Source organism: Micromonospora sp. NPDC005173 (assembly GCF_040608515.1).
Taxonomy (GTDB): Bacteria; Actinomycetota; Actinomycetes; order Mycobacteriales; family Micromonosporaceae; genus Micromonospora.
On record NZ_JBEXIK010000044.1, the window covers coordinates 17,077 to 41,006 of the forward strand.

Consider the following 23,930-nt stretch of genomic DNA (forward strand, 5'->3'; position numbering starts at 1 on the left):
GGCCGTGAAGATCTTCCCGTCCCGTCAGCCGCCCAGACGTCGAAGGCGCGGCCGTCATTGCTGGACGGCGAAGCGGGCGGGCGGAAGACCGGCTACGCCGACGTCCGCGGTGAACACGGCTCCGGACAGCTCGGCGCCGTCCGACCGGGCGGTCGTGACGAACATCCACCGATAGCCAGGACCGCCGAACGACACGCTCGTGACCAACGGCGCGGGCACGCACAGCGCGCGGTCCGGAGCGAGGTCTGGCGTATAGCGGAACAGCGTGCCAGATCCCCACGAGGCCACCCAGACTCCGCCGTCGGCGTCGACGGCAATCCCGTCGGGGTGCGCAACCCGCACGGCGTAAACGGATCGGCCGTGCTGCCCGTAGGCGGTGACCGTGTCGGTGAAGCTGTCGGCGTGGTAGAGGAGGCGCCCGTCCGGGCTGGTGTCGACGCCGTTGGATGCCCCCACGTGCCCGGCAAGGACTTGGTGGTTCAGGTCGGGCTCCACCACGTACAAGTCGGCGCGTGCGGCCCGGCTGTGGTCGATCGAACCGACGTAAAGGTTGCCGTCGCGCCCGCACACTGCGTCGTTTAGTGCCAGGTCGGACGGCCCGGGTAGGGACAGCAGGGGTTGGAAGGCTCCGTTGTCCGGGTCGAGGGCGCCGACGTCCCGCCCGGAGACGCCGAGCCATCCCCCGCCGGCCCGCGGCACCAGGGCGGTGATCGGTCGGTCGCAGGTCACGCCGGAGGCGGTGCCGGTGGTGGGATCGAGGGTCCAGAGGCGTTGGCCGCTGATATCCACCAGGTGCAGGCGGGCAGAAGTCTCGTCCCAGACCGGACACTCCCCCAGCTCACAGCGCAGGTCGCCCAGCACCGACCAGTCCTCGGCTGTCACAGCCATCTCGCCCGCAGGTCAGGGCGGAGCCACGCCGCCGGTGAGGCGATCGACAGGCCACCGTCAACGGGCAGGACGACGCCGGTGATGAAGTCCGCCGCCGGAGAGGCGAGGAATGTCACGGCGGCGGCGACATCGGCGGGTCGGCCGACCCGCCGCAGGGGATAGCCTTCGGTGACCGAGGGCAGATCGGCCTTGCCGATCATGCCGGGGGCGACGGCGTTGACGCGGATGCCCGCGGGACCGTACTCGAGGGCGAGCTGGCGGACGAGTCCCTCCACGCCAGCCTTCGCGGCCGCGTAGCCGGGCAGGCCGGGCGCGGCGAGGGTGGCGTTGACGGAGCTGACCGCGACGATGGCGCCGCCGCGCGGCAGCAGAGGGAGGGCCGCGCGGACGACGTAGAACATCGAGCCGAGGGTCACGTCGAGGGCCGCCCGCCACTGCGCGTCGGTGGTCCGCGTCACCGCGGCGACGGGCATGGCCGCGGCGGCGGGCACCACCACGTCGAGCTGGCCGAGTGTGCGGTGGGCATCGGCGACGGCGCGGGCTGCCGCGTCCGGGTCGGCGCAGTCGGCCACCAGTTCGGCCGCGAAGGCGGGGTCGCTGTGCTGTTCGAGGGAGACGCCCACGACGCGATCGCCGGATTCGGTGAAGGCGCGGGCGATCGCGGTGCCGATCGGCGAGGAGGCGCCGATGACGAGGATCCCGCGTCCGCTCACCGGGCAAGCCCAAGGTCGGCGAGGATGGTGGCGAGTGAGTCGCGGCTGGCCGGGTCGAGCGGGCGGGCCGGCGAGCGGACGGTGGCGTCGGCGATGAGGCCACGGCGCACCAGCACCTCCTTGTGCACCGCCCAGGCGATGCCCTGCTGGAGGCCGAACAGGATCAGCGGCAACAGCCGGGTGAAGCCCGCGCGGGCGTCGGTGTGCCGGCCGGCCTGCCAGTCTGCGAGCACCGGGCCGAGCAGGTCGGGGAACTCGCAGGCGGGCATGGTGCCGATCGCTCCGCGGGCGTACTCCTCCAGGCAGAACTGGGCGTTCTGGCCGCCGAGCACGGCGAAGCGGTCGTCGGCGCGGGCGGCGACCACCGCGACCACCTTGGGCGCGGTCGGCGGCGATTCCACCTTGACGGAAGTGACGCCGTCGAGCTTGCCGAGCTCGGCGATGAGGGTGGGCGGCATCGTCACGCCGGTGGCGCCGGGCGCGTCCTGGACCATGACCTCGACCCCGGCGGCGGCGGCCACGTCGCCGTAGAAGGCGAGCAGCTGGTCGGACGTCGGCTTCACCATGAACGGAGGAAGCACCATCAGCGTGGTCGCGCCGCCGGCCACCGCGACACCGGCCTGTTCGATCGCGGTCACCGTCGACGTGCCGTTGACCCCGGCGACAACTGGGACCGCGCCGGCGACCACCTCGGTGACGGTGGCGAGAATCCGGGCCCGCTCCTCGGTGGTGAGCGCGAAGCCTTCGCTGGCCATGCCGAAGACGGCGACGCCGGTGACGCCGCTGGCGAGCTGGAACTCGGTGAGCCGGCGCAGGCTGGGCAGGTCGAGGGCGCCGTCGGGCCCGAACGGGGTGGCGAGGATCGGCACGAGGCCGTGCACGGTGTGGGGCACTCAGGACTCCTTGACCAGGGCGCGAACCGTCTCGGCGTCGACATCGACGCCGAGACCGGGACCCGCGGGCAGATCGAACGCGGCCGGGTGCACAGGCACCGGCCCGGTGAGGATGCGGGATCCGACCTCGGTGGAGGTCGGCTGGTACTCGAACGCGGCGAGGTCGGCGACCGCCGCGGCGACATGCAGGCCGGCGGCGAGCGAGACACCCATGCCGACCGAGTGGTGCGGTGCGACGGGCACGTGCCGGGCGGCGCACAGCTCGGCGATCGCCATCGCCTCGGTGATGCCCGTACGGGCCACGTCCGGCTGGGCGATCCGCAACGCCCGCGCGTCCAGCCACTGCGCGAACTCGTACCGGTTGCGCAGCGTCTCCCCCACGGCGATCGGCACGGTGGCGCGGCTGACGAGTTCGGCGTGCCCGGCGATGTCCTCTGGGGCAAGCGGCGCCTCCAGGAACCACGCGCCGCGATCGGCGAGACCACGCGCCAGCGCGGTTGCCTCGTCCACCCCGTACGCCCAGTGCCCGTCCACGGCGATGCGCAGGCCAGGCGCGGCTTCGCGGACCGCGTCGACGGTGGCGAGGTCGGCGGCGACGCCGTGCCCGAGGTGCAGCTTGACCGCGGCGGCGCCCCGCTCGGCCCAGTTCCGGGCCAGCGCCGCGCGCTGCGGGTCGGTGGGGCGGGGCAGTCCGGAGACGTATGTGGGCAGCCGGGTGCGGAACGCGCCGCCGAGCAGCTGGGCGACGCCGAGCCCGGTCAGCCGTCCGGCGAGGTCCCAGAGCGCGATGTCCACGGCGGCGAGCGCGTCGGCCTGGTGGCCGACCAGGTGCCCGCGCTCGCGCATCAGGTCGCGCAGCCGGTACCAGGCCGGGCGCGGCGCGGTGGCGTCCATGCCGACCAGCACCGGCGCGAGCAGCAGGTCGACCACGGCCGCCGGCACCTCCGGCGCCACCGGCGCGAGGGCCTCCCCCCAGCCGGTGGTGCCGTCCTCGGCCACCACCTCCACCAGCAGCGTCTCGTAGCGGGACGAGTAGAGGCTGCGCCACGGTTCGCGGACCTCGTAGCCGCCGCCGATGGCGCTCCCGTCGCTCTTCGGCCCCAGGTAGGCCTCGTCAGCGCGTACCTTCAGCACGTGCGTGCGCACCTCGCGGACCCGCATCACGCCTCCTTCCCGCAGGACAGCCGCACCGGCCGGGACCGCCGGTCGCCGATCTGCACGATGTAGGTGAACGCCGCGGACAGGTCGTCCACGGGCACGGTCCACTCGTTGGGGTGCACGGTGCGGTCGAGCTGCCGCCAGGTGGTGCCGTCGTCGAGCGACCAGTGCAGGGTCGCCGGCTCGCGCCGGGCCGCCTGCACGTAGGCGTGGTAGCGGCTGCCGTCCGGCTTGGGGATCAAGATGCCGCGCACCGGACCCACCGGGCCGTCGTCGAAGTGGTGCGCGCCGACGGGGGCCGCGTCGGTGCGGTGCAGCGGTACGTCCAGTGGGCCGACGCCATGTACGACGATCGCGGTGATGCCGTGCCCGGACACCTGGACCGTGAGCTGGTGGTCGAGCACGGTCGCCTCGTGCGGTGCGCGGCGGTCGCGGATCACCGTCGCCCGGTACGGGGTGGCGGCCGCCATGGGCACCCGTACCGGGTCCAGCGTGACGGTGACCGTGGTCGGGGTGGCCGACGCGTTGGTGAGGCTGACGCAGAGCCGGTCCCCGCCTTCGGCGGCGATCCAGTTGACCTGCTCGGTGTCCAGCCGCACCAGGCCCTTGGGCAGCCACAGCCAGACGCCGTCCTCGCCGTGGAAGCGGCCGGGCCGGTGGCCGTAGACGTGGTAGACGAACCAGACGTAGTTCTGCTCGAACTGGGCCGGGAAGGCGATCGCGCCGCCGGAGCGGGTCTCGTGCTCGGCGATCAGGTAGTCGATGGCCATGCCGAGTTGGGCGGGTGCGTGGTGGTAGTAGATGGTGGTGTTGCCGAACGGGCCGGTCCAGGGAAAGTCTGGGCGTAGATGGTGGACCGTCAGCTGCCGGTAGTAGTAGCCGGGGTAGTTGGTGAACCGGCCGACCAGCGAGTTGTGCGCCACGTCCCGCAGCAGGTCGTCGCCGGTGTGCGCGGCGAGGCGGAGCAGGAACGGCGCCCACGCCGGGTTGAGGGTGAACCCGTTGAACCGGTAGGTGTTCACCGCCTCGATGCTCAGCCCGGTCGGTGACACCTGCCAGGCGGGCACCACCTCGTCGGGCACGTCGCGGGCCGGATAGTCGTACAGGGCGGCGGGGTCCCACCAGCCGGTGAGCTCGATCTGCCGGTCGACGAAGAGCGGGCGCTGCGGCACGGGCACCGGGCCGTCCGGCACCGGGCGGGCGAAGATCATGGTGACGAACCGCTTCGCCTCCCGGTACGCGGCGTCCAGGTAGCGCCGCCGGCCGGTCTCCTCGAACATCTCGAGCAGCTCGACCCAGGCACGGCAGTAGTAGATGGCGAAGTCGTGCGGGTCGGCCGCGCCGCCGTACGGCTGGTCGAGCTCCTCGGCGATGTAGCGCTCGGCGGCCTCCTCGGCCTGCTGCCGCAGCTTCGGATCCCGCGTCATCCGGTACGCGGCCAGCGGCTCGCTCATCGGGGTGCGCTTGAGCCAGTAGTCCTGTGTGTCGAGCGAGGAGAGCGCGAGCTCTCGGGCGGCGGTGAGTGTGCCCCGGGACAGCGCGTACAGGGGGCCGAGGGCGGGCGCGCCGAACGGGGTGCCGCACAGCTGGTGCTTCGTCGGGTCACCGTAGACAGTGGCGTCCTCGCGTGGCGTCCAGCCGTACCCGTTGCGGGACAGGTGGAACTCGGTCGTCGGTAGCGCCCGTGTGTCGTACAGTTCGTCGTCGCCGGTCAGCTGGTAGGCGCCGAGCAGCACCCCGGTGGTGGTCGCGCGGACGGCCTGGTCGTTCTCGATGTCGATGAAGCCCTTCGCCCGGCTCCACCAGCCGCTCGGTGACCCCTGGTAGTCGACCTGGTCGTCGGTGTCCGGGCCGGCCTTCATCAGGTCGATCAGGTTGTGCACGGTGTCGGTCAGCGAGGCGTGGACGTTGCGCCGGTACGCGGTGTAGCCGTACTCGCCGCGCAGCAGGTCGCGGTACGCGTCGTACAGCTCGGCATGGGCGGCGTACACCCCGACGGTGAACCGGTAGGGCTCGCCGGCGCGCCGGTCGGCGCGCCGGCCGTACTGCGGGGCGTAGAGAGTCGGCTGCACCGTGCCCTCGGGGGTGCCCAGGCTCATCCCGAACGGCTGGTCGTCGTCGCCGCGCGCCGACTCGTATTCGAACGGCAGCTCCGCGGCCGGGGCGAACAGCCCGGTGGTGACTGGGCCGCGCTGCACCAGGCACAGCGGCGCGAACAGCTCGTCGCGGCCCACGGACGCCGGTCCGCCCACCATCCGGGCGTGCTGCAGCGGCCCGCACAGCACCTCGTCGATCTCGTCGACGGGTGCCGCGGCGAAGGCCCGGTAGGCGATCACGAACCTGCCGTCGACCTGCGTGGTCAGCTCGATGTCCACCGTGGGGTGCGGTCCGGACAGCCGCCAGGTGACCGTGAGGGAGAACAGCTCTGGGTTGCCACCGCTCAGCCGGACCGCGTCCGGGCCGAGCAGCTCGACCTGGTCGAGCACCACCGGGTGCCGATCGAGTGTCCGTTGTGGATTCCGGCGGCTGCCGCCACCGCCGTGCAGCACCAGCCACCGCTCGCCGAACCGGTCGCCGCCCACCGGTTCCCAGCCGCCGTCCGCCCGGATGGACAGGTCGGCGGCGTACCCGGACCCGCCGTCCCACCGCAGCGCGGCGATCTCCAGGCGGTGCGCGGCCCCCTCGACGGCGGCGTACGGCTCGACCACCGCCTTGGTCAGGTCCGGGCTGGCGGTGTCGGCGCGGTCGGCGGCGGGCGGCGTACCTGGGCCGAGGTCGACCACCTGCACCGGGGCGAACCCGGCGGCCATTCCGGTGGCCCCGACGCCGACCCCGCCGCCGTCGAGCGGCTCGGGGTCGGTGACGGTCACCGGGGTGCGTCCGTCCACCGTGATGGTGAGCCGGCCGTCGACGACGGTGACCTCGACGGGCAGATACCGCCCGAAGTCGAAGGACACGATGTCGTCGGCAAGCAAATCGTCGCGCCCGCCGGCGTGCCGGAGCACCGACAGGTACCGCACGCCGGTGCGGATCCGCAGCCGGATCGCGTACCAGCGCTCGGCGTTGGCGTTGACCCGCAGTTCGGCGGTGCTGACACCGGTGCCGTGGCGCGGTTCCGGCACCCGCACGGCGGTGCGGACCACGTAGTTGCCCGTCATCGCCGGCAGCGCCGCGCTGAGCAGGTGCCGCCCGTTCGGGTGGCCGTGGCCGTCGACCTCCGTCGGGCCCTCGAAGGGCAGGAATGCAGGCTCAAATGTCACAGGACCGCCCCCGTGGCGCGGTTCTGCAACTCGCATGCAATCGGCGGTTGACACGATGCAGCATGGGGGTCACTCTGGCACAGCAATGGATGGGACGTCCAGAAGGAGATGCCGGTGGCGAGTGATCAGGGCACCAACCAGAGCGTCGAGAAGGCGGCCGCCGTGCTCAACGCCTTCCTCGGCGGCCAGCCCGCGCTGCGGGTCTCCGATGTCGCCCGTCACGCCGGCCTGGGCCAGTCGACCGCGTCCCGCCTACTGACCACACTCGAGGCCTGCGACCTCGTACAGCGCGACCAGGTCAGCGGCCTTTACCAACTAGGCCCCGCGCTCATCACGATGGCCGGCGTCGCCCTCAACAGCCACCCGGTGCACCGCGAGGCCCGCCAGCGGGCGCAGAACCTCGCCGCCGAACTCGGCCTCGGCGCCAACGTCGCCGTGCGCTGCGGCGCCACGCTGTTCTACCTGTGCAACTTCGAGGGCACCCTCGCCCCGCGGTCGTTCGTCCTCATCGGCCAGCACAACCCGCTGCACGCCACGGGCATCGGCAAGTGCCTGCTCATCGGCACCGACCCCGAAGAGCGCCGGGCGCTCCTGCCCGATCTGCGCGCGTACACCCCGTCCACCATCACCGATCACGCCGCGCTGGACGAGGCCATCGCTCAGGCCGCCGAGCGCCGTTACGCCACCGAGGTCGAGGAACTGGCGCTGGGCCGCGCCTGCATCGCGTCCCCGATCCTCGACCACACCGGCACCGTCTGCGCAGCGCTGTCGGTCTCCGGACCGCTCTCCGCGATCGCCCTGGACACCCGGGAGGCCGACCTGTCCCGCATGGTCATCGAAGCCGCCGACGCCATCAGCACCGACCTGGGCTACCTCGGCCCCGCCGACCGCGTCCTGACCCGCTTGCAGGCCAGCCGATGAGCACCGAGACGACCCGTCGCGGGACCGCCGGCCGCGTGCCGGCGTCCCCGCCGGGCGGCGAGCGGCCCCCGCGACGGCTCGGCGACGGCGCGTTCGCCGCGCTGCTGATGCTCCCCGCCCTGGCGATGCTCGCCGCGATCGTCGTCTACCCGCTGGTCGCCTCCCTGATCACCGCGTTCTTCGAGCAGAGCCTGGTGGAACCCGGCCGCACCTTCGTCGGCCTGCAGAACATCACCGACCTGCTCGGCGGCGACTTCTGGCGGCTGCTGCGCCAGACGCTGGTTTTCACCGTCGGCGCCACCATCGCACCGTTCCTCGTCGGCCTGGCCCTCGCACTCGCCCTGAACACCCGCATCCGCGGCCGCGCCACTCTCCGCGGCCTGCTGCTCATCCCGTGGCTGGTGCCCAGCGTCGTCGTGTCGTTCCTCTGGATGTGGATCTTCAATGCGAACTACGGCCTCGCCAACGGCGCGCTGGAGGCGCTCGGCCTGATCGATGCCCCACAGGCCTGGTTGGCAGGCTCGGGCACCGCGATGACCGCGGTCATCGTCGCCAAGACCTGGGCGAGCTTTCCGTGGATCATGGTGATGGTCCTCGCCGGGCTGCAGACCGTACCGGTCGAGCTGCACGAGGCGGCCGAGACCGACGGCGCCGGCGCGGTCCAGCGGTTCTTCGCCGTCACTCTGCCGCACCTGCGCGGCATCATCGGCATCGTCCTGCTGCTGGAACTGATCTGGAACTTCCAGCACTTCGACCTGATCTACGTGATGACCGGCGGCGGCCCCGCCGGCACCACCGAAACCTTCGCCACCGCGGTTTATGAGACCGCCTTCCAGGGCTTCGACCTCGGCCGTGCCGGTGCACTCGGCCTGCTCTGGATGGTGCTGCTGCTCGTCATGGTCGCGGTCTACGTCCGTCGGTCCGAGCGGGAGGGACAGCTGTGAGGAAGCGCTCCGCACGGGAGAGCCGCGGTTCCCGCGCCGCGGCGTGGACGGCCGTCGTCGTCCTCGGCGGATTCGGGCTGCTGCCGGTGTACTGGATGCTGGTCACCGCCTTCACCCCGGCTCAGCAGACCTTCCGCTACCCGCCGTCGTTCGTCCCCACCGAGCTCACCCTCGACAACTTCACCCGCCTCGCCGACGAACCCGCGCTGGCCCGGTACCTGGTCAACAGCCTGATCGTCTCGGTCGTCACCGCGGTGCTGAGCGTCGTGGTGTCGGCCTACATGGGCTACGCGTTCTCCAAGTTCCGCTTCCGCGGCCGGCGCAGCCTGATGTACTTCGTGCTCTCCTCCCAGATGTTCCCCCAGGCCCTTCTGCTGGTCACCCTCTACGCCTTGTTCAGCGCCTACCACCTGCTCGACACCTACACCGCGCTGGTGCTGTCGTTCACCACCTTCACGCTGCCGCTCTGCGTCTGGATGCTCAAGGGCTTCTTCGACACCATCCCTGACAGCCTCGTCGAGGCCGCCCGCGTCGACGGCGCATCGCGGCTGCGCACCATCCACTCGGTCATCCTGCCGCTGTCGGCGCCCGGTCTCATCGCCGCCGGGCTCTTCGCCTTCGTCCGCGGCTGGAACGACTTCATCTTCGCCCTCACCCTCGCCGGACGCGAGAAGACGACACTGCCACCCGGCCTGGTCAACGCCTTCCTCGGCGAGGCGACCGCGCAGTGGGCCGAGCTCATGGCCGCATCGCTGATCGCGTCCCTGCCCGTCGTGCTCGCGTTCATCGCGCTGCAGCGGTTCCTTGTCGGCGGCATCACCGCCGGCGCCATCAAGGGATAACCACCACCCGTCCCGGAGGTCCAGCAATGAACAGCAACGTTTCCCGCAGGGACATGCTCCGCCTCGTCGGACTCGGCGCCGGCGCCCTCGGCCTGGGCGGCGTGGCCGCCTGCGCGCCGAGCGCCGACGCCCCCGAGGCGGATACCGCCAAGTCCGCCACCAACTTCTCGTTCGCGTCCTGGAGCCTGGCCGACAACGCCTCCAAGGCCAAGATCGAACAGCTGATGACCGGATACGGCAGCAAAGCGGGCATCACCGTCAACGGCGTGCCGCTGGCGTACAACAGCTACCTCAACCAGCTCACGCTCCAGGTGCGCGGCGGGCAGTTCACCGGCGCCGCGCAGATGGACATCGCCTGGCTCGCCGGCCTCGCCGCGCTCGGCAAGCTTCGCGACCTCGGTGACGTGGCCAAGGACGCCGGCTACACCGCGGCCGCCCTCAGCTCGGGGCAGGTCGAGGGCAAGCAGGTCGGCCTGCCCTGGACCACCGCCGCCATCGGTCTGATCGCCAACCGGGACCTGATGCAGAAGGCCGGCATCACCACCGCGCCGACCACCATCGACGACTTCGAGGCCGCGCTGCGGGCGCTCAAGGGCACCGGCGTCATCCCGTACGCCGCGTCCACCAAGGTCGCCCAGCTCAAGGACATCCTCATCTGGATGCAGACCTTCGGCAGCCCGCTGCTGGACGGGGACAAGGTCGCCGTCGGCGACGACGCCAGCATCGAGGCGGTCGCCTGGTACAAGAAGCTGTACGACGCGAAGCTCATCGCTCCGGACGTGGAGCGGGTCGACGCGCGCACCCTGTTCGCCCAGGGCAAGGCCGCCATCTACGACGACGCCATCGTCGGCCGCGACTTCGTCGTCAAGGGCTCCCCGGACAAGTCCATCGCGGACAAGCTCGACCCGGTCGCCCGGCCGGTGAAGAACGCCGGCGACAAGCCGCGCGCCGTGCAGTGGGGCCACGCCGTCGTCGTGGTCGAGGGCGAGGGCGCCAACACCGCCACCGACTTCGCGAAGTGGCTCACGTCCGACGAGCAGACCGTCCTCGGCTACTTCAAGGACCTGTCCCTGCCGCCCACCACCACGGCGGCGCTGGCCTCCGAGCAGGTGAAGACGGACGCCTTCACCTCCCAGTTCAGCGAGCGGATCACCGCCACCGCCACCCCGAACCCGTTCTGGAAGTACCCCCAGTACGCCCAGATGGAGACCGCCATCTCGGAGCACGTCCAGGCGGTGCTGGTCGGCAAGAGCAAGCCGGCGGACGCGATGCGTGAGGCCGGCGCAGCGGTGCAGGCCCTCATCAAGTGACCAGCGCGCCCGGCACCCGGCTGGTGGCGGCGATCGCGGACGCGACCGCCGCCACCACGCCGCGGATCTGGGGCTTCGGCATCGGCGGCACGCTCACCGCCCTGCTCCGCGCCGGCGACGCGCTGCACCGCTCCGACCTCACTCAACGGGTGGTCGACCTCGTGACGCCGTCGCTGACCGCACCGCCGGACCGCACCGACCACCTCATCGCGGTCGAGGCGCTGCTCGCCCTCACCGACCGCCGACCCGACATCGACGTGACGGACGCCTGCCGCCGCTGGCTCGCCGCCGTCCGGCACGCCCGACCGGCCCGCCCCGGCGGGCCTCGCCTGCACCGTCCCGACCTGCCACCCTGGTCGTCAACGGTCTGGGTCGACTGCATGCACACCGACGGACCCGGCCTCGCCACACTGGGCCACCCCGATGAGGCCGTCACCTACGCCACCGAGTACGCCGACGCGCTGCAACTGCCCAACGGGCTGTTCCAGCACGGCTACGACACCCGGGCCGAACGGGGCAATGGCGTCGCCTGGGGACGCGGGCAGGCGTGGGCGCTGCTCGGCCTCACCGACACCCTGATCCACGCCCCCGACCACGGGCTCGCCGAGCGGCTCACCCGCCTGGTCGACGCGCTCGCCACGCACGAGCGCGACGGCGAGTGGACCACGGTGGTCGACGACCCGGACACCCCGGTCGAGGCGAGCACCTCCGCGTACCTGGCCTGGGTCGTGCCGCGCGCTGTCGACGCCGGGCTGGTCGACCCCGCCCACCGGGCGATGGCCGACCGGGCCTGGCACAGCACCCTCCGTCGACTCACCGGCGGCGCCCTCACCGTGTCCGAGGCGACGCCCGTCGGCACCGCCCTCGACTACCACCACCGGGCCCTCGGCGTCTTCCCCTGGGGCCAAGCCCCGCTCCTGCACGCCGCCCTGGAGCGAACCACAGCCAAGGAGAACGGATGAAGGTCGTCGACGTCCGCAGCTTCGCGGTACGCGCCAAGCCCGCCGAGACGTACTGGGGCGCCCGGGCGTGGAGCGCCGAGCACGGCAGCGCCTTGGTGGAGTACCCGCCGAGAGAACGCCGCCGCTACGTCTACAGCGAGACCATCGACGCCGTGCTGGTGCGGGTCGAGACTGCTGACGGGGTCGTCGGCTGGGGCGAGGCCAAGGCACCCGTCGGGGCCCGCGCCACCGCCGCCATCCTCGACGACCTGATCGCACCGCTCGCCGTCGGCTCCCGGCTCGACGAGATCGGCCGCACCTGGGACCGGGTCTACACCGGCATGCGGGTCCGTGGTCACGACAGTGGCTTCTGGCTGGAGGCCCTCGCCGGCCTCGACATCGCTCTGTGGGACGCGTTCGCCCGCACCCTCGGCCAGCCCCTGCACGCCCTGCTCGGCGGCCGCTACCGCACCACCCTGCGGCTGTACGCCTCCGGCGTGCCCGCCGCACCCGCCGGCTCCGGCGCCGAGGGCCAGCGCCGGGTGCGCCAGGAGGCCGAGCGGCTGCGCGAACTGGGGTACGACGCCGTCAAGGTGGCCATCGGCGCCCGCCCCGAGGACGACATCGCGTCCGTGCAGACCGTCCGCGAGGTGTTCGGCGACCAGGCCGCCGTCTACGCCGACGCCGCCGGGCAGTACGAAGTCCCGCAGGCGCTGCGGGTCGGCCGCGCCCTCCAGGACGCCGGCGTCGGGTTCTTCGAGATGCCGCTGCCGCCGGAGGACCTCGACGGGTACGCCACCGTCGCCGCCCGCCTGGACATCCCCCTCGCCCTGGACTCCCTGGCCACCCGGCACCGGGCGCTGGAGTTCCTCCGCGCCGGCGCGCTCCGCGTGCTCCAGCCCGATGTGTGCCGGGCCGGCGGCATCACCGAGACGATGCGGATCGCCGCGCTCGCCGACGCGTTCGGCGCGCAGGCCACCCCGCACGTCAGCATCGGTTCGGCCGTGCACTGGTACGCCAGCGTGCAGTGCGCCGCCGCGATGCCGAACTTCGCAGTGCTCGAACACTGGATCGGCACCAACCCGCTCACCGCCGTCGCCCCGGACGCGGTCGCCCCGGTTGGCGGGCGATTCGAGGTGCCGGGCGGCGCTGGCCTCGGCATCACGGTCGACGAGGACGTCGTACGGGCGTTGGCGGGCGCCTGACGACAAGCCCGTTGTCCGCCGGTCCCGTTGAGACCCACGGGGGACGGAATCCGGCCGGGGATCTAACCTGCCCCGCCTCGGCGAGTTCCCGGCCAGCCGGGGCCGGGGAGCCGGATGCTGGCGATGACGCGGCCAAGCTGGGCGGTCAGGACACGACCTCAGCGGCGACGGCCTGCTGGGGCACGACGTGGGCTGGCCCGATGTACCCGAGGTTGATGCTGACGGAATCGGCCGCCTCGATCACCGACTGGACGAGTTCGGTCTCGCGGTTGGGTAGGTCGATGGCGGAGAGCGGGCCGGACACCGAGAGGGCCGCCACCACCTCGCCCGAGCCGTCGCGGATGGCGGCGGCGATGCAGGCGCGGCCGAGGGCGAGTTCCTCGATTTCGGTGGCGTAGCCCCGGGCGAGGGTGCGGGTGAGTTCCTCGTCGAGCTGTTCGTGGGTGGTGATGGTGCGGTGGGTGTAGGCGTGCAGGGCGGTGTCGGGTAGCAGGGTGCGCCGCTCGTCCCCGGTCAGCCCGGTCAGGAGTGCCTTGCCGAGCCCGGTGGCGTGGAGCGGGTTGTACTGTCCGGCGAGGAGGAACGGGCGGGGTGCCTGCCGGCCTTCGAAGTTGAGCAGGTAGAAGAGCCGGTCGTCGCGGCGTAACGCCACGTTGACACCGAGGCCGAGTTCAGCGGCGAGGTCCTGGGCGGTCTGCCGGGCCTCTCGGTGGACGGGGTGGTTGTTGAGCACCGCCCCGCCAAACGAGACCATGTCGAGTCCGAGCCGGTACAGGCCGCTGACGGGGTTGCGGTCGACGAAGCCCATCCCTTCGAGGGTGGCGAGGAGCCGGGAGGCGGTGGAGAGGCCGAGTCCGGTGGCTCGGGCGACGTCGGAGACGCGGAGTTCGGTGCGGCCGGCCGCGAGGGCGCGGAGCACGGTCAGGGCTCGCTCGACGCTCTGGTTACTGCCCGGTTCGGCCGCCATGCCAACCCCTCTCTGGAAGCTGCTTGCGATATGTGGCACCTAATTCTGCACCGTGCACGAGATTGACCATGATACGGGGTGAAACGGGTGACGCGAGACGGGCATGGTGCCGGGCGGCCCAGCCGCCCGGCACCGCGAGCGGGTCAGGCGTCCGGACCGTCCTGGTCGATCTGGTCATTCCCGCCGCCGCCGACGACCACGTCCCGGTCGGCGCCGCCGTGGAGCCGATCGTCACCGGGGCCACCGACGACGACGTCCGGACCCGGCCCGCCGAGCAGGGTCGCGCCGCCGGGTCCGCCGACCAGCCGGTCCGCGCCCCCACCGCCGCAGATCACGTCATCGCCGCCGAGACCGACGATCACGTCGTCGCCGCCCCGGCCGGCGATCACATCGGCCCCGGCCGTGCCCACGAGCCGGTCCGGGCCGTCGGTTCCGATGATGGTGGGCTCCCGACCCGCGCACAGCGGCGCCGCGACGGTCACGGTGACCTGGCGCGCGAAGTAACCGAGGCCGTAGGAGACGGTCACCGTGTCGCCGAGCGTCGCGCCGAGAGCGGCCAGCTCCAACTCTGCCGTGTACGTGGTGGCGTTCAGCCCGTCCTGCACCGCGACCAGCCGCTGCGGTGCGCGGTCGCCGACCCGGACCTCAAGGTCGCCGTGGTCGAGCGCGGCCGGGTCGAGGTTCAGGGGCGCGGTCAGGCGTACGCTCGCGCGGCTGCCCTCCGGCACCCGGTCCACCGGCCCTCCGGCGGTGTCCACCACCCGTACCGTGGTGGTGTCGGCGGCCCGCCAGGCCAGTGTCTCGTTCCAGGCGGTGTTGAAGGTGACCCAGCCCTCGGAGTGGCCGATGTTGCCGGCTCCCGGGTTGTACGGGTAGTGCCCGTTCTTGGGGCTGCCGTCGAGCACTCCGCGGGCGCCCTGGAGGCGACCCGCCCCGCCCTGGAACTCCGAGTACCAGCCGCGATCCACGCCTTCGAAGCCCCATTGCTCCGTCGGCCCGCGGTACGAGGCGTGCCGTCCGGTGGGGTTACGGCCGAAGACGTTGTCCACATGCGCCACCGCGATCTGCCGCAACCGTGCGGCGAGCGGATCGTCGCCGAGCACCTGCGCGGCGGCCAGCGCCGGGGCGGCGAAGCCGGCCACGTTGCCCGTCTCGTTGGGGTCGCTGGCCGAGCCACCGCCGGTGAAGGACGGGATGGTCCACCGGTCCGCGGAGTACCTGCGGAAGTCCCACAGGTTCGCCGAGCGTTCCGCGACGACCTCGGCCCAGCGGCGGATGAAGTCCCGGGTGCCGGGCGGCGCCTGGTCGCGGTGCGACAGCAGCAGCCGTGCGAGGCCGGTGACCAGGTGGTACTCGCCCTGCCGCTGACCCTTCGTGACGGTTGGGTCGGCGACGTCGAGGTTGCCGACCAGCCAGGTGGCCTGGGCCTTCGCGGCGGCCAGGTAACGGTTCGCGTCAGCGCGACCCTCCCGCTTGGCGACCTCGTACATCATCACGTTTGGCCACACCGAATGGCCGGGTGGCAGCTCCCCCTTGCCGGAACCCACCTGGGTGTAGACCTGCAGCAGGTCGGCGGTGTGGGAAGTGGTGTCGTACCAGGCGAAGCGATCTTTCGCCGGGTTGTCCCAGATCGGGAAGAGGTAGTCGCGCGCCCGCTCGTAGACGCTGTGGGGGATGTAGTCCGCCAGGTACGGATAGGCGTAGAGGAAGGCGGCCAGCTGTTCCTTGAGCAGCGTGTGGTTCACCCGTCCGCCCAGGTACACCTCGACGGCCCAGTGGATCAGCCGGACGATCTCCGGGGTGTCCGTCGGCAGCTGCACCGGCAGCCCGACGTACCGCGCCTCGGGGTCCTTGATTTGCGCGAACGCGGAAGGGTTGGCCAGGTACATGTCGATCAGCGACGGCAGCTCAAAGGACATCTGGTGCGAGTCGCGCCAGCCGACGCCGAGGTAGCAGTTCTGCGGATCGGTGCCACCGTAGACCATCCTGCTGAAGTCGCCGTAGTAGCAGCGCACGTCGGTCATGAACTGCACCGCACGGCGGTAGGAGACGCGCTCGATCCAGTCGGCGCCGATACCGAACGGATCGGACCGGCCGGTCCCGGCAGCGCCCTGGACCTCCACCGTGTACGGCCCGGAATCGGCCGGGTCGAAGTCGGTGAAGTCGCCGACCTGGCCGCGGAAGGTGCCCTCGTGGCGAACGTTGCCGGCGGCGTCGGTGATCCGGAAGTGCTCGCCGTCGGCGGCGCGGGGTGCGGTGAACCGCTTGGCCTGGCCGAGGTTGTAGCCGCTCTGGTTGACCAGGATCGGCTGGTCGACCTCGGGCTCGCCCGGCTCGGTCCAGGAACAGCCCGATGCGGTCGTGGGGTGGTCGGCGGGCACGGTGGGCAGCGCGGTGACCGCGACGGCGGCGAACGACGCCTGGGCGTGGTATACGCCGAGGCCGATCGTCCCGCCGGCGGCGGGCGCGGCCACCACGGCAACGCGTTGGGCGTCGATCTCCACGACCGAGATGTTGTTGGCCCGGCGGATGACCAACTCGTGCCACTCCCCCTGGCGCACAGGGGCGGGGCCTCGGCACACCGTCTGCGTCACTGGACGGGAGATCTGCACTCCGGACCAGCCGGTCAGCTGCGCAGCGAAGTTGTTCTGGGTGACGGCGTACGGTTCCCGGAAGTCGGTGAGCACCGAGACTGCGGGTGAGTCGCTGGCCGCATCGACGCGGACCCTGGTGCGCAGCTCGTACGCGTCGGGCAGGCCCACCGGCGTGACCGGGGTGATGTACCGGCCCGACGGCTGGGTGCGGCTGTCGATCGAGACGTAGGGGAACTCGGCGGTGGTGGTCGTCCACTCCGTCAGCGCTCCGGTCAGCTCCCGCCACCGGCTGAGCCCGGTGGTGAAGTCGTCGGTGAACACCGGTGCCGCTGGCGCTTCCGGGGCGGCGGCCGCGGCGGGCGCCGCCGTCAGACCCACGGTCGCCATCAGCACCGACGCCATAGCCGCACCGGCCCACGCTCGCACAGGTGTCGTCAACAGAATCTCCTTGTCAGCGTGTCAGGTGACCTTCACGGTGAAATGCGCCAACCGGCGCCCGTCCGCGGCCTTCACGACGACGATGTAGGCTCCCGCGACGCCGGCCTGCGTCCTCAGGACGGTGTGGACGCGGTTCTGGTCGTCGGTCTCGAACTCCAGTTGCCGTTCGGCGCCGTCCGGTGCCGCCTGCACCACCTCGGTGACGACGCGGCCGGCGGGGGACCCGGACTGATCCACAAGTCCGAACCGCACGGGCACTGCCCGGCCGGTGACGACCGGCCCGGCCGGCCGGACGTCGATGACCTCGAGGCCCCACTCGGGCGAATCAGCGTCCGAGACCACGTAGTCCAACCCCGCCTCGACGGAGAACTCGATCGCCCCGGTGACCGGGTTCCTGCTGAAGGCGATGTCGGCGCCCGACGAGTCGCGAACGACGATGTCCTCCGCCGACCACGAGGTGTTCTTCGCGGTGATCCGGCTTCGGGCGTGTCCGTCGCTGCTGGTGAAGGTGAAGGTGGCGCCGGGTGCGGCGACGGGGTAGACGCTGGCCCGCACGTCCCCGGCGGCGACGGCGTCGGACGGATCCCGCGCTCCGGGATCGTGCACGAGGATGCCCGTACCGCCGACGAAGGCGGGAATCTTGCCGAACGGCTGCTGGTAGGCGGTGAGGGTGATGGGGCCGGAGAACCGCTCACCGGTCTCGATGTCCATCCACTCACCGGCCGGAAGGTAGACGTCACGGGACATGGCCGTGTCGGTGTCGCCGCCGTACAGCGGCGCTACCAGCAGTGACGGACCGAACATCCACTCGTACTGTTTCCTGGCCGCGGACGCCAGGTCGCGGACCCGGGGGTCGTCGGGGAACGCCACGGGCAGCGGCGTCGCCGTCGAGGGGAAGCCGGTCTCGTACGAGGTGACGGCCGCCGAGTAGATGTAGGGCTGATACTCGGCGTGCCACTGTGCGGCCTTTCGGGTCGCCGCCACCAGGGCGGGGTCATTCATCCGCCACGGCTCGTTGCCGAAGGACATCGCCGGCGACATGGCGGCCATCATGGCGTTCCGGGTCAGGTACCGCTGCTTCGAGGTGTTGGTCTCCAGATCGCCGATGATCCGACCGCCGATGATGTCCGGATAGAAGTTGGGCTGACCGCTGGCGGCGTAGGCGAGGCCGTTGACGACCGTGCGGTCGCGGTCCCCCGGCCCGTGGTTGTAGTCGGTGTCGTTGATCCGCAGGATGGAGCCCGCCACCGAGAAGGCGCTGTTGCGCACCATCATGAGCTTGCCGTCGTCCTCGAGGCCCTCATTGATCGGGTTCACCAGCGCGTTGTTGACGTACCGGTTCGCGGTTCCGTCGAACATGTGGTCTTCCTTGTACCCGTCTGCGCCCCACTCCCGGCTGCGGGTCACGAACCACCGGACAGCCTCCTCGTTGTGCGGATCGATCAGGTACATCGCGGTGTTGGGGAACGACACCGGCCGGAACACCCGCGGCTCGCCGTTCGCGTCCTTGATGAAGTAGCCCCGTTCGATACCCACGGCGGTGCCGTCACCGTCGAGAGCGGGGTCGTACGTGCCGCCGTCGGCCGGCAGCGCGCGGAACGACTGCCGGGCTCCGAGCAGCAGTTTGATCCCGTTGTCGTGCAGGAACTTCTTGTAGCCGTCGGGATCCGGGTACTTCGCGCCCCAGAGGCCGAAGGTCGATGTCGTGCCCTGGGCGCTGCCCGAACCGTACGGCCAGAACCCCGAGCCGGTCACCACCCAGCTGAGGGGGAAGCCCTTGTCCAGGTACGTCGTCACCGAGTCGGTGATGGTCTGCTGGTTGGTGTTGTAGCCGAGCGCCCCGTAGGACTCGTAGCCGACGCCGAAGAGCGTGTAGTCCGGCTTGGAGTCGACGTAGCCCGCGCTCCGCCGGACTTCGGCGTAGCGCCGGTAGATCGTCTGCATGTCCCCGAAGAAGTAGTGCAGCCCGGACATCTGCGGGCCGTTGACTCCGAGCAGGGTGGCGGCATTGTCGACCTGCACGGCCAGGCTCTCGTCCGAGAGCACGACCTGGGCGAGCTTCCGGCCGGGGAAGACGGTGAACGTTGAGACGAAGCGCTGGTTCGTCGTGCCCGCGCTGTTCTGGGCGTAGTAGTCGAGGTTGCGGATGCCGTAGACGTTCAGGTCGGTCCGGAATCCGCCCAGGTCACCGAGCCCGTAGGCGGGGTTCATGCCGCCGGCCACCTGCGCGCGCACGCTGCCGGTGCTCGCGTCCGCGGCACTGACTCGCAGGTTCACGGAATGGTCCGCCGGTACCACCGTGACGTCGGACCGACGGCCGTTGGAGAAGGTCACGGAGAACCGCGCCCTCGACGCGTCTGCGGCCGTGAGTGTCGCCGCGACGGCGTCGCACGGGGCGCGGCCCGGGACGGCCAGTTGCAACCCGGCTGTCGGATGCGGCGCCGCGGCCGGCGCGCCGTCGACCTGGAGTCCGTAGCGGAAGCCTCGACGGTCGATTGACATGGTCCAGCCGTCACCGGCCAGCGAGACCATGGTGCCGTGCTGCGACAGCCGGTAGGAGGGGAAGCGTTGTTCGGCCGCGTCGACGATCGGTGCCGCCGTGTCGTCCGTACCGCAGTCGGCGACCGGTTCCTCGTCGTCGGCCACCTCGAGCAACCGCACCGCGTTGGCCCGGGTGATGACGTTGAGGTTGGGGGTGGTGACCGCCGGACCCGCGGTCGCGGTGACGGTCAGGGTGTAGGTCTGCCCCTCGTCGAGGTAGGTGGAGCCGATCTGGCGCCAGGCGTTGCCGCCGACGGCCTGGTTGACCACCGTCGGGGTGTCCGGTCCGCCGGTCCAGGTGTACTCCACCTTGGCGTTGTCCACGCTCGCGCTGTAGTAGACGGCCAGGTCGTACCTGGCGGAGGCGGGTGCGACGACGGTCCAGGTGGCCGTGGAACCGGGGGTCCGGCTGTACCGCGAGGGAGAGCCGTCGTAACCGGGGTCCCTGGCGTTCGCCCAGGTTCCGGTCTCGGAGTAGGCGCCGGGAGTCGAGGGGGTGACGACGACTGCCTCGGCGGCCGCTGCCGGGGACGACGGGACGACGACTGCGAATGGCACCAGGAGCGCCGTCATCATCGTGAGAAGGACGCGACGTGGTGGACGGGAGAACATCTGTTTACTCCATCCTCAGCGATGGGCTACCGTCGGGCGCGCCGCACCGCCCGGTTGGGCGAACGGCCGCGGTGGGACGGTCATCCGGTCGGCGTGAAGCGGACCGCATCGGCGCGGGTGGTGCCCGAGCCGGAGGTCAGGGTGACCGGCGTGATCCCCTCGGTCAGCTGATGCGTGCCGATCGAATGCCATTCGCCCCCGGTGGCGCACTGGTCGACGGGGACGCTCGTGCCGGCGACGGTGTACGTCGTGCTGGTGCTGCAGATGGTGTGCTTCGGTGACCAGACGTCGACCTGGTAGGTCCCCGCAGGCAGGTCAGCTCGCCAGGTCACGGTCAGGCCGGCGGTCGAGGTGTAGCGGGTGCCGGAGCCGTCGAAACCCTTCAAGCTGCTCGACAGCCAGCGTCCCTCCTCGCTGTAGGCCGGATTGTCGGCATCGCAGGTCGGCGGGGTGCCTTCGTTCGTCACGACGACCGCCGCGGCACCGCCACCACCGGTTGTCGGTGCGATCACGTGAAGCGCGGACGGTGGTCCGCTGCCCGCGCTGTTCGTTGCCGTCACCCGGTATGTGCCCGCCACACCGTCGCTGCCCAGTACCAGGCTCGCGCCGGTGGAGGAGCCGATGATCTGTTCCGGGGCGACGACGCACGCCTGCTTCAGCGATGCGGTCACGACGTAGCCCCGGGCGTTGTCGGTGGCGTCCCAGTTCAGTGTCGTGATCCCGTCGACCGTGCGGTGCCCGACTCCGGTGACCTGCCCGGGAGCGGTGGTGTCCAGCCCGACGGTGTGCTCAGCGGTCCCACCGCCCACAAGGCGGTAGGTGTGGCCCACGGTCACCGGGAACCGCAACACGCCAGTGACCTGGTCGACTCGGTACGCGACCGACTGCCCGCTCGTGCGGTCGACGACGGCGAGGGAGCCGGTGTCCCAGCCGGTGTTGGCATTCTCGATGGTGATCGCGTCATCCCCACGCCCGGCGGTGTAGTGGGATCTGGTCGACACCGGGTACACCTCGGCCGTCAGCGCGCCAGCCTGCGTGGTCACCAGAACGCCCTTGCCGCCGGCGAACGCTGGGATCCGGTCGGTGCCGATCGCGTAGTTCCGCAGCGTCGTCGGCCCGTGGAACACCGCGCCACTCTGGACGTCGATCCACTTGCCGGCCGGCAGGTACACGTCCCGGGCCTGCGCTGTTTCGAAGTCGGCGCCGAACACCGGCGCGGCGAGTAGGGACTCGCCGAACATCCATTCGTACTGGCGGGTGGTGTCGTTGGCCAGCCCGTAGGTGTTCGGATCGTCGGGATAGGCCAGTGGCAGCGGGGTCACGGCGGTGGGGAAACCGCTCTCGTGCCCGTCCAGCACCGCGTCGTAGATGTACGGGCGCAGCGCCTCGTGCCACAACGCCATCTTCTTCACCGCTGCCGCGTAGTCGCCGCGGCCGAGTTCCCACGGGCCCTTGCCGAACGCCATCACCGGCAACATGGCGCTGAACTGCGCGTTGCGGACGAAGTACTGCTGGTACGCCGGGTCCCGCATCGACGGCCCAGGCGTGCCACCCACGTAGTCGCCGTACAGGTTGCCGGCACCGGATGCGGCGTAGTTGAGGAGGTTGACCGGCATCCGGTCCGGGTCCTCGTGGTAGACCTCGCCAGTGCCGTAGATGGTGTCGTTGATCCGGACGATGTCGCCCGGCACGGAGTACGCGGCGTTCCGCACCATCACCAGGTCGCCAGCATCGTGCATCGCGGTCTGCACCGGGTTCCAGTTGCCGTCGAGGTGGAGGTTCGGGTCGTAGAGCATCGTGTCCTCCTTCCACCCGTCCACACCCCAGGCGCGCAGCCGCTCGACGAACCAGCGCACCGCCGCCGGGTTGGATCCGTCCAGCACGTAGCTGGCGCCGGCGGGGAACTGCGCCCGCGTCACGACACGGGGCGTGCCGTCGCCGTCGCGTAGCAGGAAGCCGCGCTCCAGCGCCTCCTGCAGGAACGGCCCGTCGTACCGCAGGTTGTAGTTGCCGCCGTCGGCTGGCAGAGCCTTGATGTTGTTTCGCGCCCCCAGCAGCAGCTTGATGTCGTTGTCGGCGAAGAGCCGCTTCAACGCGTCGGGATCCGGGTATCGCGGGTTCGGCAGTCCGTCCGCGCGCCCGTCCTCGGCGGTGTCGTCCCACATGCCAAAGCTGTTCGTGGTGCCCTCGACTTTGTTGCCGCGGGGGCCTGGCCAGAAGCCGGATCCGACCACGCCCCAACTGAGCGGATAGCCGTGCGCGAGGAAGTCCTGCACCGTCTCGACGACGGACGACTGGTAGGTGTCCCAGCCGAGTGCGCCGTACGCCTCCCAGCCGAGTCCGAAGAACGACTCGTCCGGCCGGGAGTCCAGGTAGCCGTGCCGGTTGCGGACCTGCTTGTAGTCGGCGTACACCTGCGGCAGGTCACGGCCGACGAAGTAGTACAGGCTGTCGACGGAGTCCACGTCGGCGGCGCCGAGCCGGTTCTCGGTTCCGGTGAGGCCGACTCGCTTCCGCCCGTCCTCGAACCACACCTGAGCGAACCGCTGCTTTGGGAACACGGTGAAGTTGCTGACGAAGCGCTTGCAGCTGCCCTCGTTCGTCAGGTTGTCCAGCACCAGCCCCGTCAGCTCCGTACTCGGCCTGGCCTCGACGTTTCCACTGCACGGCGTCCCCTGCTCAGGTTGGCCGTCGGCGAACGACCCGTAGTCCCCGAGCCCGTACGCCGGGGCGACCGCACCGGTGCGGAAGTCGATCGTGCTGCTGGATCCGGGCAGGTTCGGCACCAGGATCCGCGCGTAGCTGTCGGATGGAAGCACGTGCACTTTGACCTGCGACCCGTCCGTCATCGTCACGTCCAGCACGGCCGTGCCGGACCTCGGACCGGAGACGAGCCGAGTGTGCGCGGCGTCGCTGACGTTCTGCCCGCCGGCGTACCTGATCCGCAGACCCGAGTCCGGATGGGCTGGTGCAACCATGGCGCCGGAGGAATTGTCGAACGAGTACCGGAAGCCGTCCTTGATGATCCGCATCCGGTAGGTCTCGCCGGTGATCACGATGCTGTCACCGGCGTCCACCACTCGCTGGCGCGGCGGGTCGCCGCCGGTCCGGCCGGCAGCGGGGACCGCCCCGACCAGGCCCGACCCGAGGGTGACCGCGGCGACGAGGAGAACCGACAGTGCGGGGCGTTTCAGCATGGTGGCTCCTAGCTGAGAGCGTCGCGATGCGGCAGGGCGGGTTCACGCCGAGCGTGGTGCGAAGTCGGCTGCGGTTGGGCGGCGACGGTGGGCTGTGCCGGCGCGTGGGGGCGGAGCTTTCGGTGCGAGCGACCCGGCAGCATCCAATCTGGAATTTGCTTGCCTAGTACGGAAAGATATCCCGCATGCTGCATGGGGTCAACCGCGTCGTGGAAGCCCCGGTGAGGATTGAGCGCGTCGAGACGTAGATCGTGGTCCTATGGCGTCTGTAGACGCACGGGACTGTAGATCAGAACCCGGCGGACAGGTCGACTCCGTCCGTCGCCCACCGGGTGAGCCACCGTCGCATGGTGGCTGACCCTGCTGCTACTCACCGCCCGATCACGGTTCACGATGCCCGAGCACCTGCGCAATGCCGCTGGCCGACTGAGTGTCGCCATGCTGGTCCTCCGGCATGCCCGCTTCTCGGAGAACGTTGGAGCTCTACACCCAGGTGTCGTGACGAC

At 71.1% G+C, this 23,930-nt stretch carries 15 protein-coding genes; 6 read left to right on the forward strand and 9 right to left on the reverse strand.

What is annotated here, in order from left to right; translation table 11 throughout:
- Positions 1–54: 54 nt before the first annotated feature.
- From ABZV00_RS30780 to ABZV00_RS30800, 5 genes are read right to left on the reverse strand one after another with little or no spacing between them, the layout of a single operon-like run.
- Complete coding sequence (locus ABZV00_RS30780; protein ID WP_355612650.1) at positions 55–888, reverse strand: SMP-30/gluconolactonase/LRE family protein; 834 nt, start codon at positions 886–888, stop codon at positions 55–57.
- Positions 879–1,601, reverse strand: coding sequence for an SDR family oxidoreductase (locus ABZV00_RS30785; protein ID WP_355612652.1), 723 nt, complete (start codon positions 1,599–1,601; stop codon positions 879–881). Before ABZV00_RS30785 ends, ABZV00_RS30780 begins: the two co-directional genes overlap by 10 nt.
- A complete protein-coding gene (locus ABZV00_RS30790; protein ID WP_355612655.1) occupies positions 1,598–2,494 on the reverse strand; it encodes a dihydrodipicolinate synthase family protein in 897 nt (298 codons plus the stop codon). The genes ABZV00_RS30785 and ABZV00_RS30790 overlap by 4 nt, the downstream gene beginning before the upstream one ends.
- Positions 2,495–3,655 (reverse strand): mandelate racemase/muconate lactonizing enzyme family protein, encoded by a 1,161-nt coding sequence (locus tag ABZV00_RS30795; protein ID WP_328418380.1) that lies wholly within the window; start codon positions 3,653–3,655, stop codon positions 2,495–2,497.
- Entirely contained in the window at positions 3,655–6,912 is a 3,258-nt protein-coding gene (locus ABZV00_RS30800) for a hypothetical protein (RefSeq protein WP_355612658.1), read from the reverse strand. Before ABZV00_RS30800 ends, ABZV00_RS30795 begins: the two co-directional genes overlap by 1 nt.
- 114 nt (positions 6,913–7,026) lie before the next feature.
- On the opposite strand from ABZV00_RS30800, the gene ABZV00_RS30805 reads away from it, so the two are divergent.
- Genes ABZV00_RS30805 through ABZV00_RS30830 form a run of 6 tightly spaced genes read left to right on the forward strand, consistent with a single transcriptional unit; the run spans position 7,027 to position 13,075 of the window.
- Complete coding sequence (locus tag ABZV00_RS30805; protein ID WP_355612661.1) at positions 7,027–7,833, forward strand: IclR family transcriptional regulator; 807 nt, start codon at positions 7,027–7,029, stop codon at positions 7,831–7,833.
- Positions 7,830–8,777 carry a sugar ABC transporter permease gene (locus ABZV00_RS30810; RefSeq protein ID WP_328418383.1) on the forward strand — a complete coding sequence of 316 codons (948 nt, stop codon included), beginning with the start codon at positions 7,830–7,832 and terminating at the stop codon, positions 8,775–8,777. The genes ABZV00_RS30805 and ABZV00_RS30810 overlap by 4 nt, the downstream gene beginning before the upstream one ends.
- Positions 8,774–9,619, forward strand: coding sequence for a carbohydrate ABC transporter permease (locus ABZV00_RS30815; RefSeq protein WP_355612664.1), 846 nt, complete (start codon positions 8,774–8,776; stop codon positions 9,617–9,619). Before ABZV00_RS30810 ends, ABZV00_RS30815 begins: the two co-directional genes overlap by 4 nt.
- 26 nt (positions 9,620–9,645) lie before the next feature.
- Complete coding sequence (locus tag ABZV00_RS30820) at positions 9,646–10,929, forward strand: extracellular solute-binding protein (RefSeq protein WP_328418385.1); 1,284 nt, start codon at positions 9,646–9,648, stop codon at positions 10,927–10,929.
- Positions 10,926–11,891: a glycoside hydrolase family 88 protein gene (locus ABZV00_RS30825; RefSeq protein WP_355612669.1), complete on the forward strand. Its 966-nt coding sequence runs from the start codon at positions 10,926–10,928 to the stop codon at positions 11,889–11,891. Before ABZV00_RS30820 ends, ABZV00_RS30825 begins: the two co-directional genes overlap by 4 nt.
- A complete protein-coding gene (locus ABZV00_RS30830) occupies positions 11,888–13,075 on the forward strand; it encodes a mandelate racemase/muconate lactonizing enzyme family protein (protein WP_328418387.1) in 1,188 nt (395 codons plus the stop codon). The genes ABZV00_RS30825 and ABZV00_RS30830 overlap by 4 nt, the downstream gene beginning before the upstream one ends.
- 145 nt (positions 13,076–13,220) lie before the next feature.
- Here ABZV00_RS30830 and ABZV00_RS30835 read toward each other — a convergent pair whose 3' ends face one another.
- From ABZV00_RS30835 to ABZV00_RS30850, 4 genes are all read right to left on the reverse strand, one after another.
- On the reverse strand, positions 13,221–14,042 hold the full coding sequence (locus ABZV00_RS30835; RefSeq protein WP_355612673.1) for an IclR family transcriptional regulator: 822 nt from the start codon (positions 14,040–14,042) through the stop codon (positions 13,221–13,223).
- Positions 14,043–14,185: 143 nt separating this feature from the next.
- Positions 14,186–17,074, reverse strand: coding sequence for a hypothetical protein (locus tag ABZV00_RS30840; protein WP_355612676.1), 2,889 nt, complete (start codon positions 17,072–17,074; stop codon positions 14,186–14,188).
- 21 nt (positions 17,075–17,095) lie between these two features.
- Positions 17,096–20,173: a TIM-barrel domain-containing protein gene (locus ABZV00_RS30845; protein ID WP_355612679.1), complete on the reverse strand. Its 3,078-nt coding sequence runs from the start codon at positions 20,171–20,173 to the stop codon at positions 17,096–17,098.
- A 134-nt stretch (positions 20,174–20,307) separates the two neighbouring features.
- Positions 20,308–23,424 carry a hypothetical protein gene (locus ABZV00_RS30850; RefSeq protein WP_355612682.1) on the reverse strand — a complete coding sequence of 1,039 codons (3,117 nt, stop codon included), beginning with the start codon at positions 23,422–23,424 and terminating at the stop codon, positions 20,308–20,310.
- Positions 23,425–23,930 lie beyond the last annotated feature (506 nt).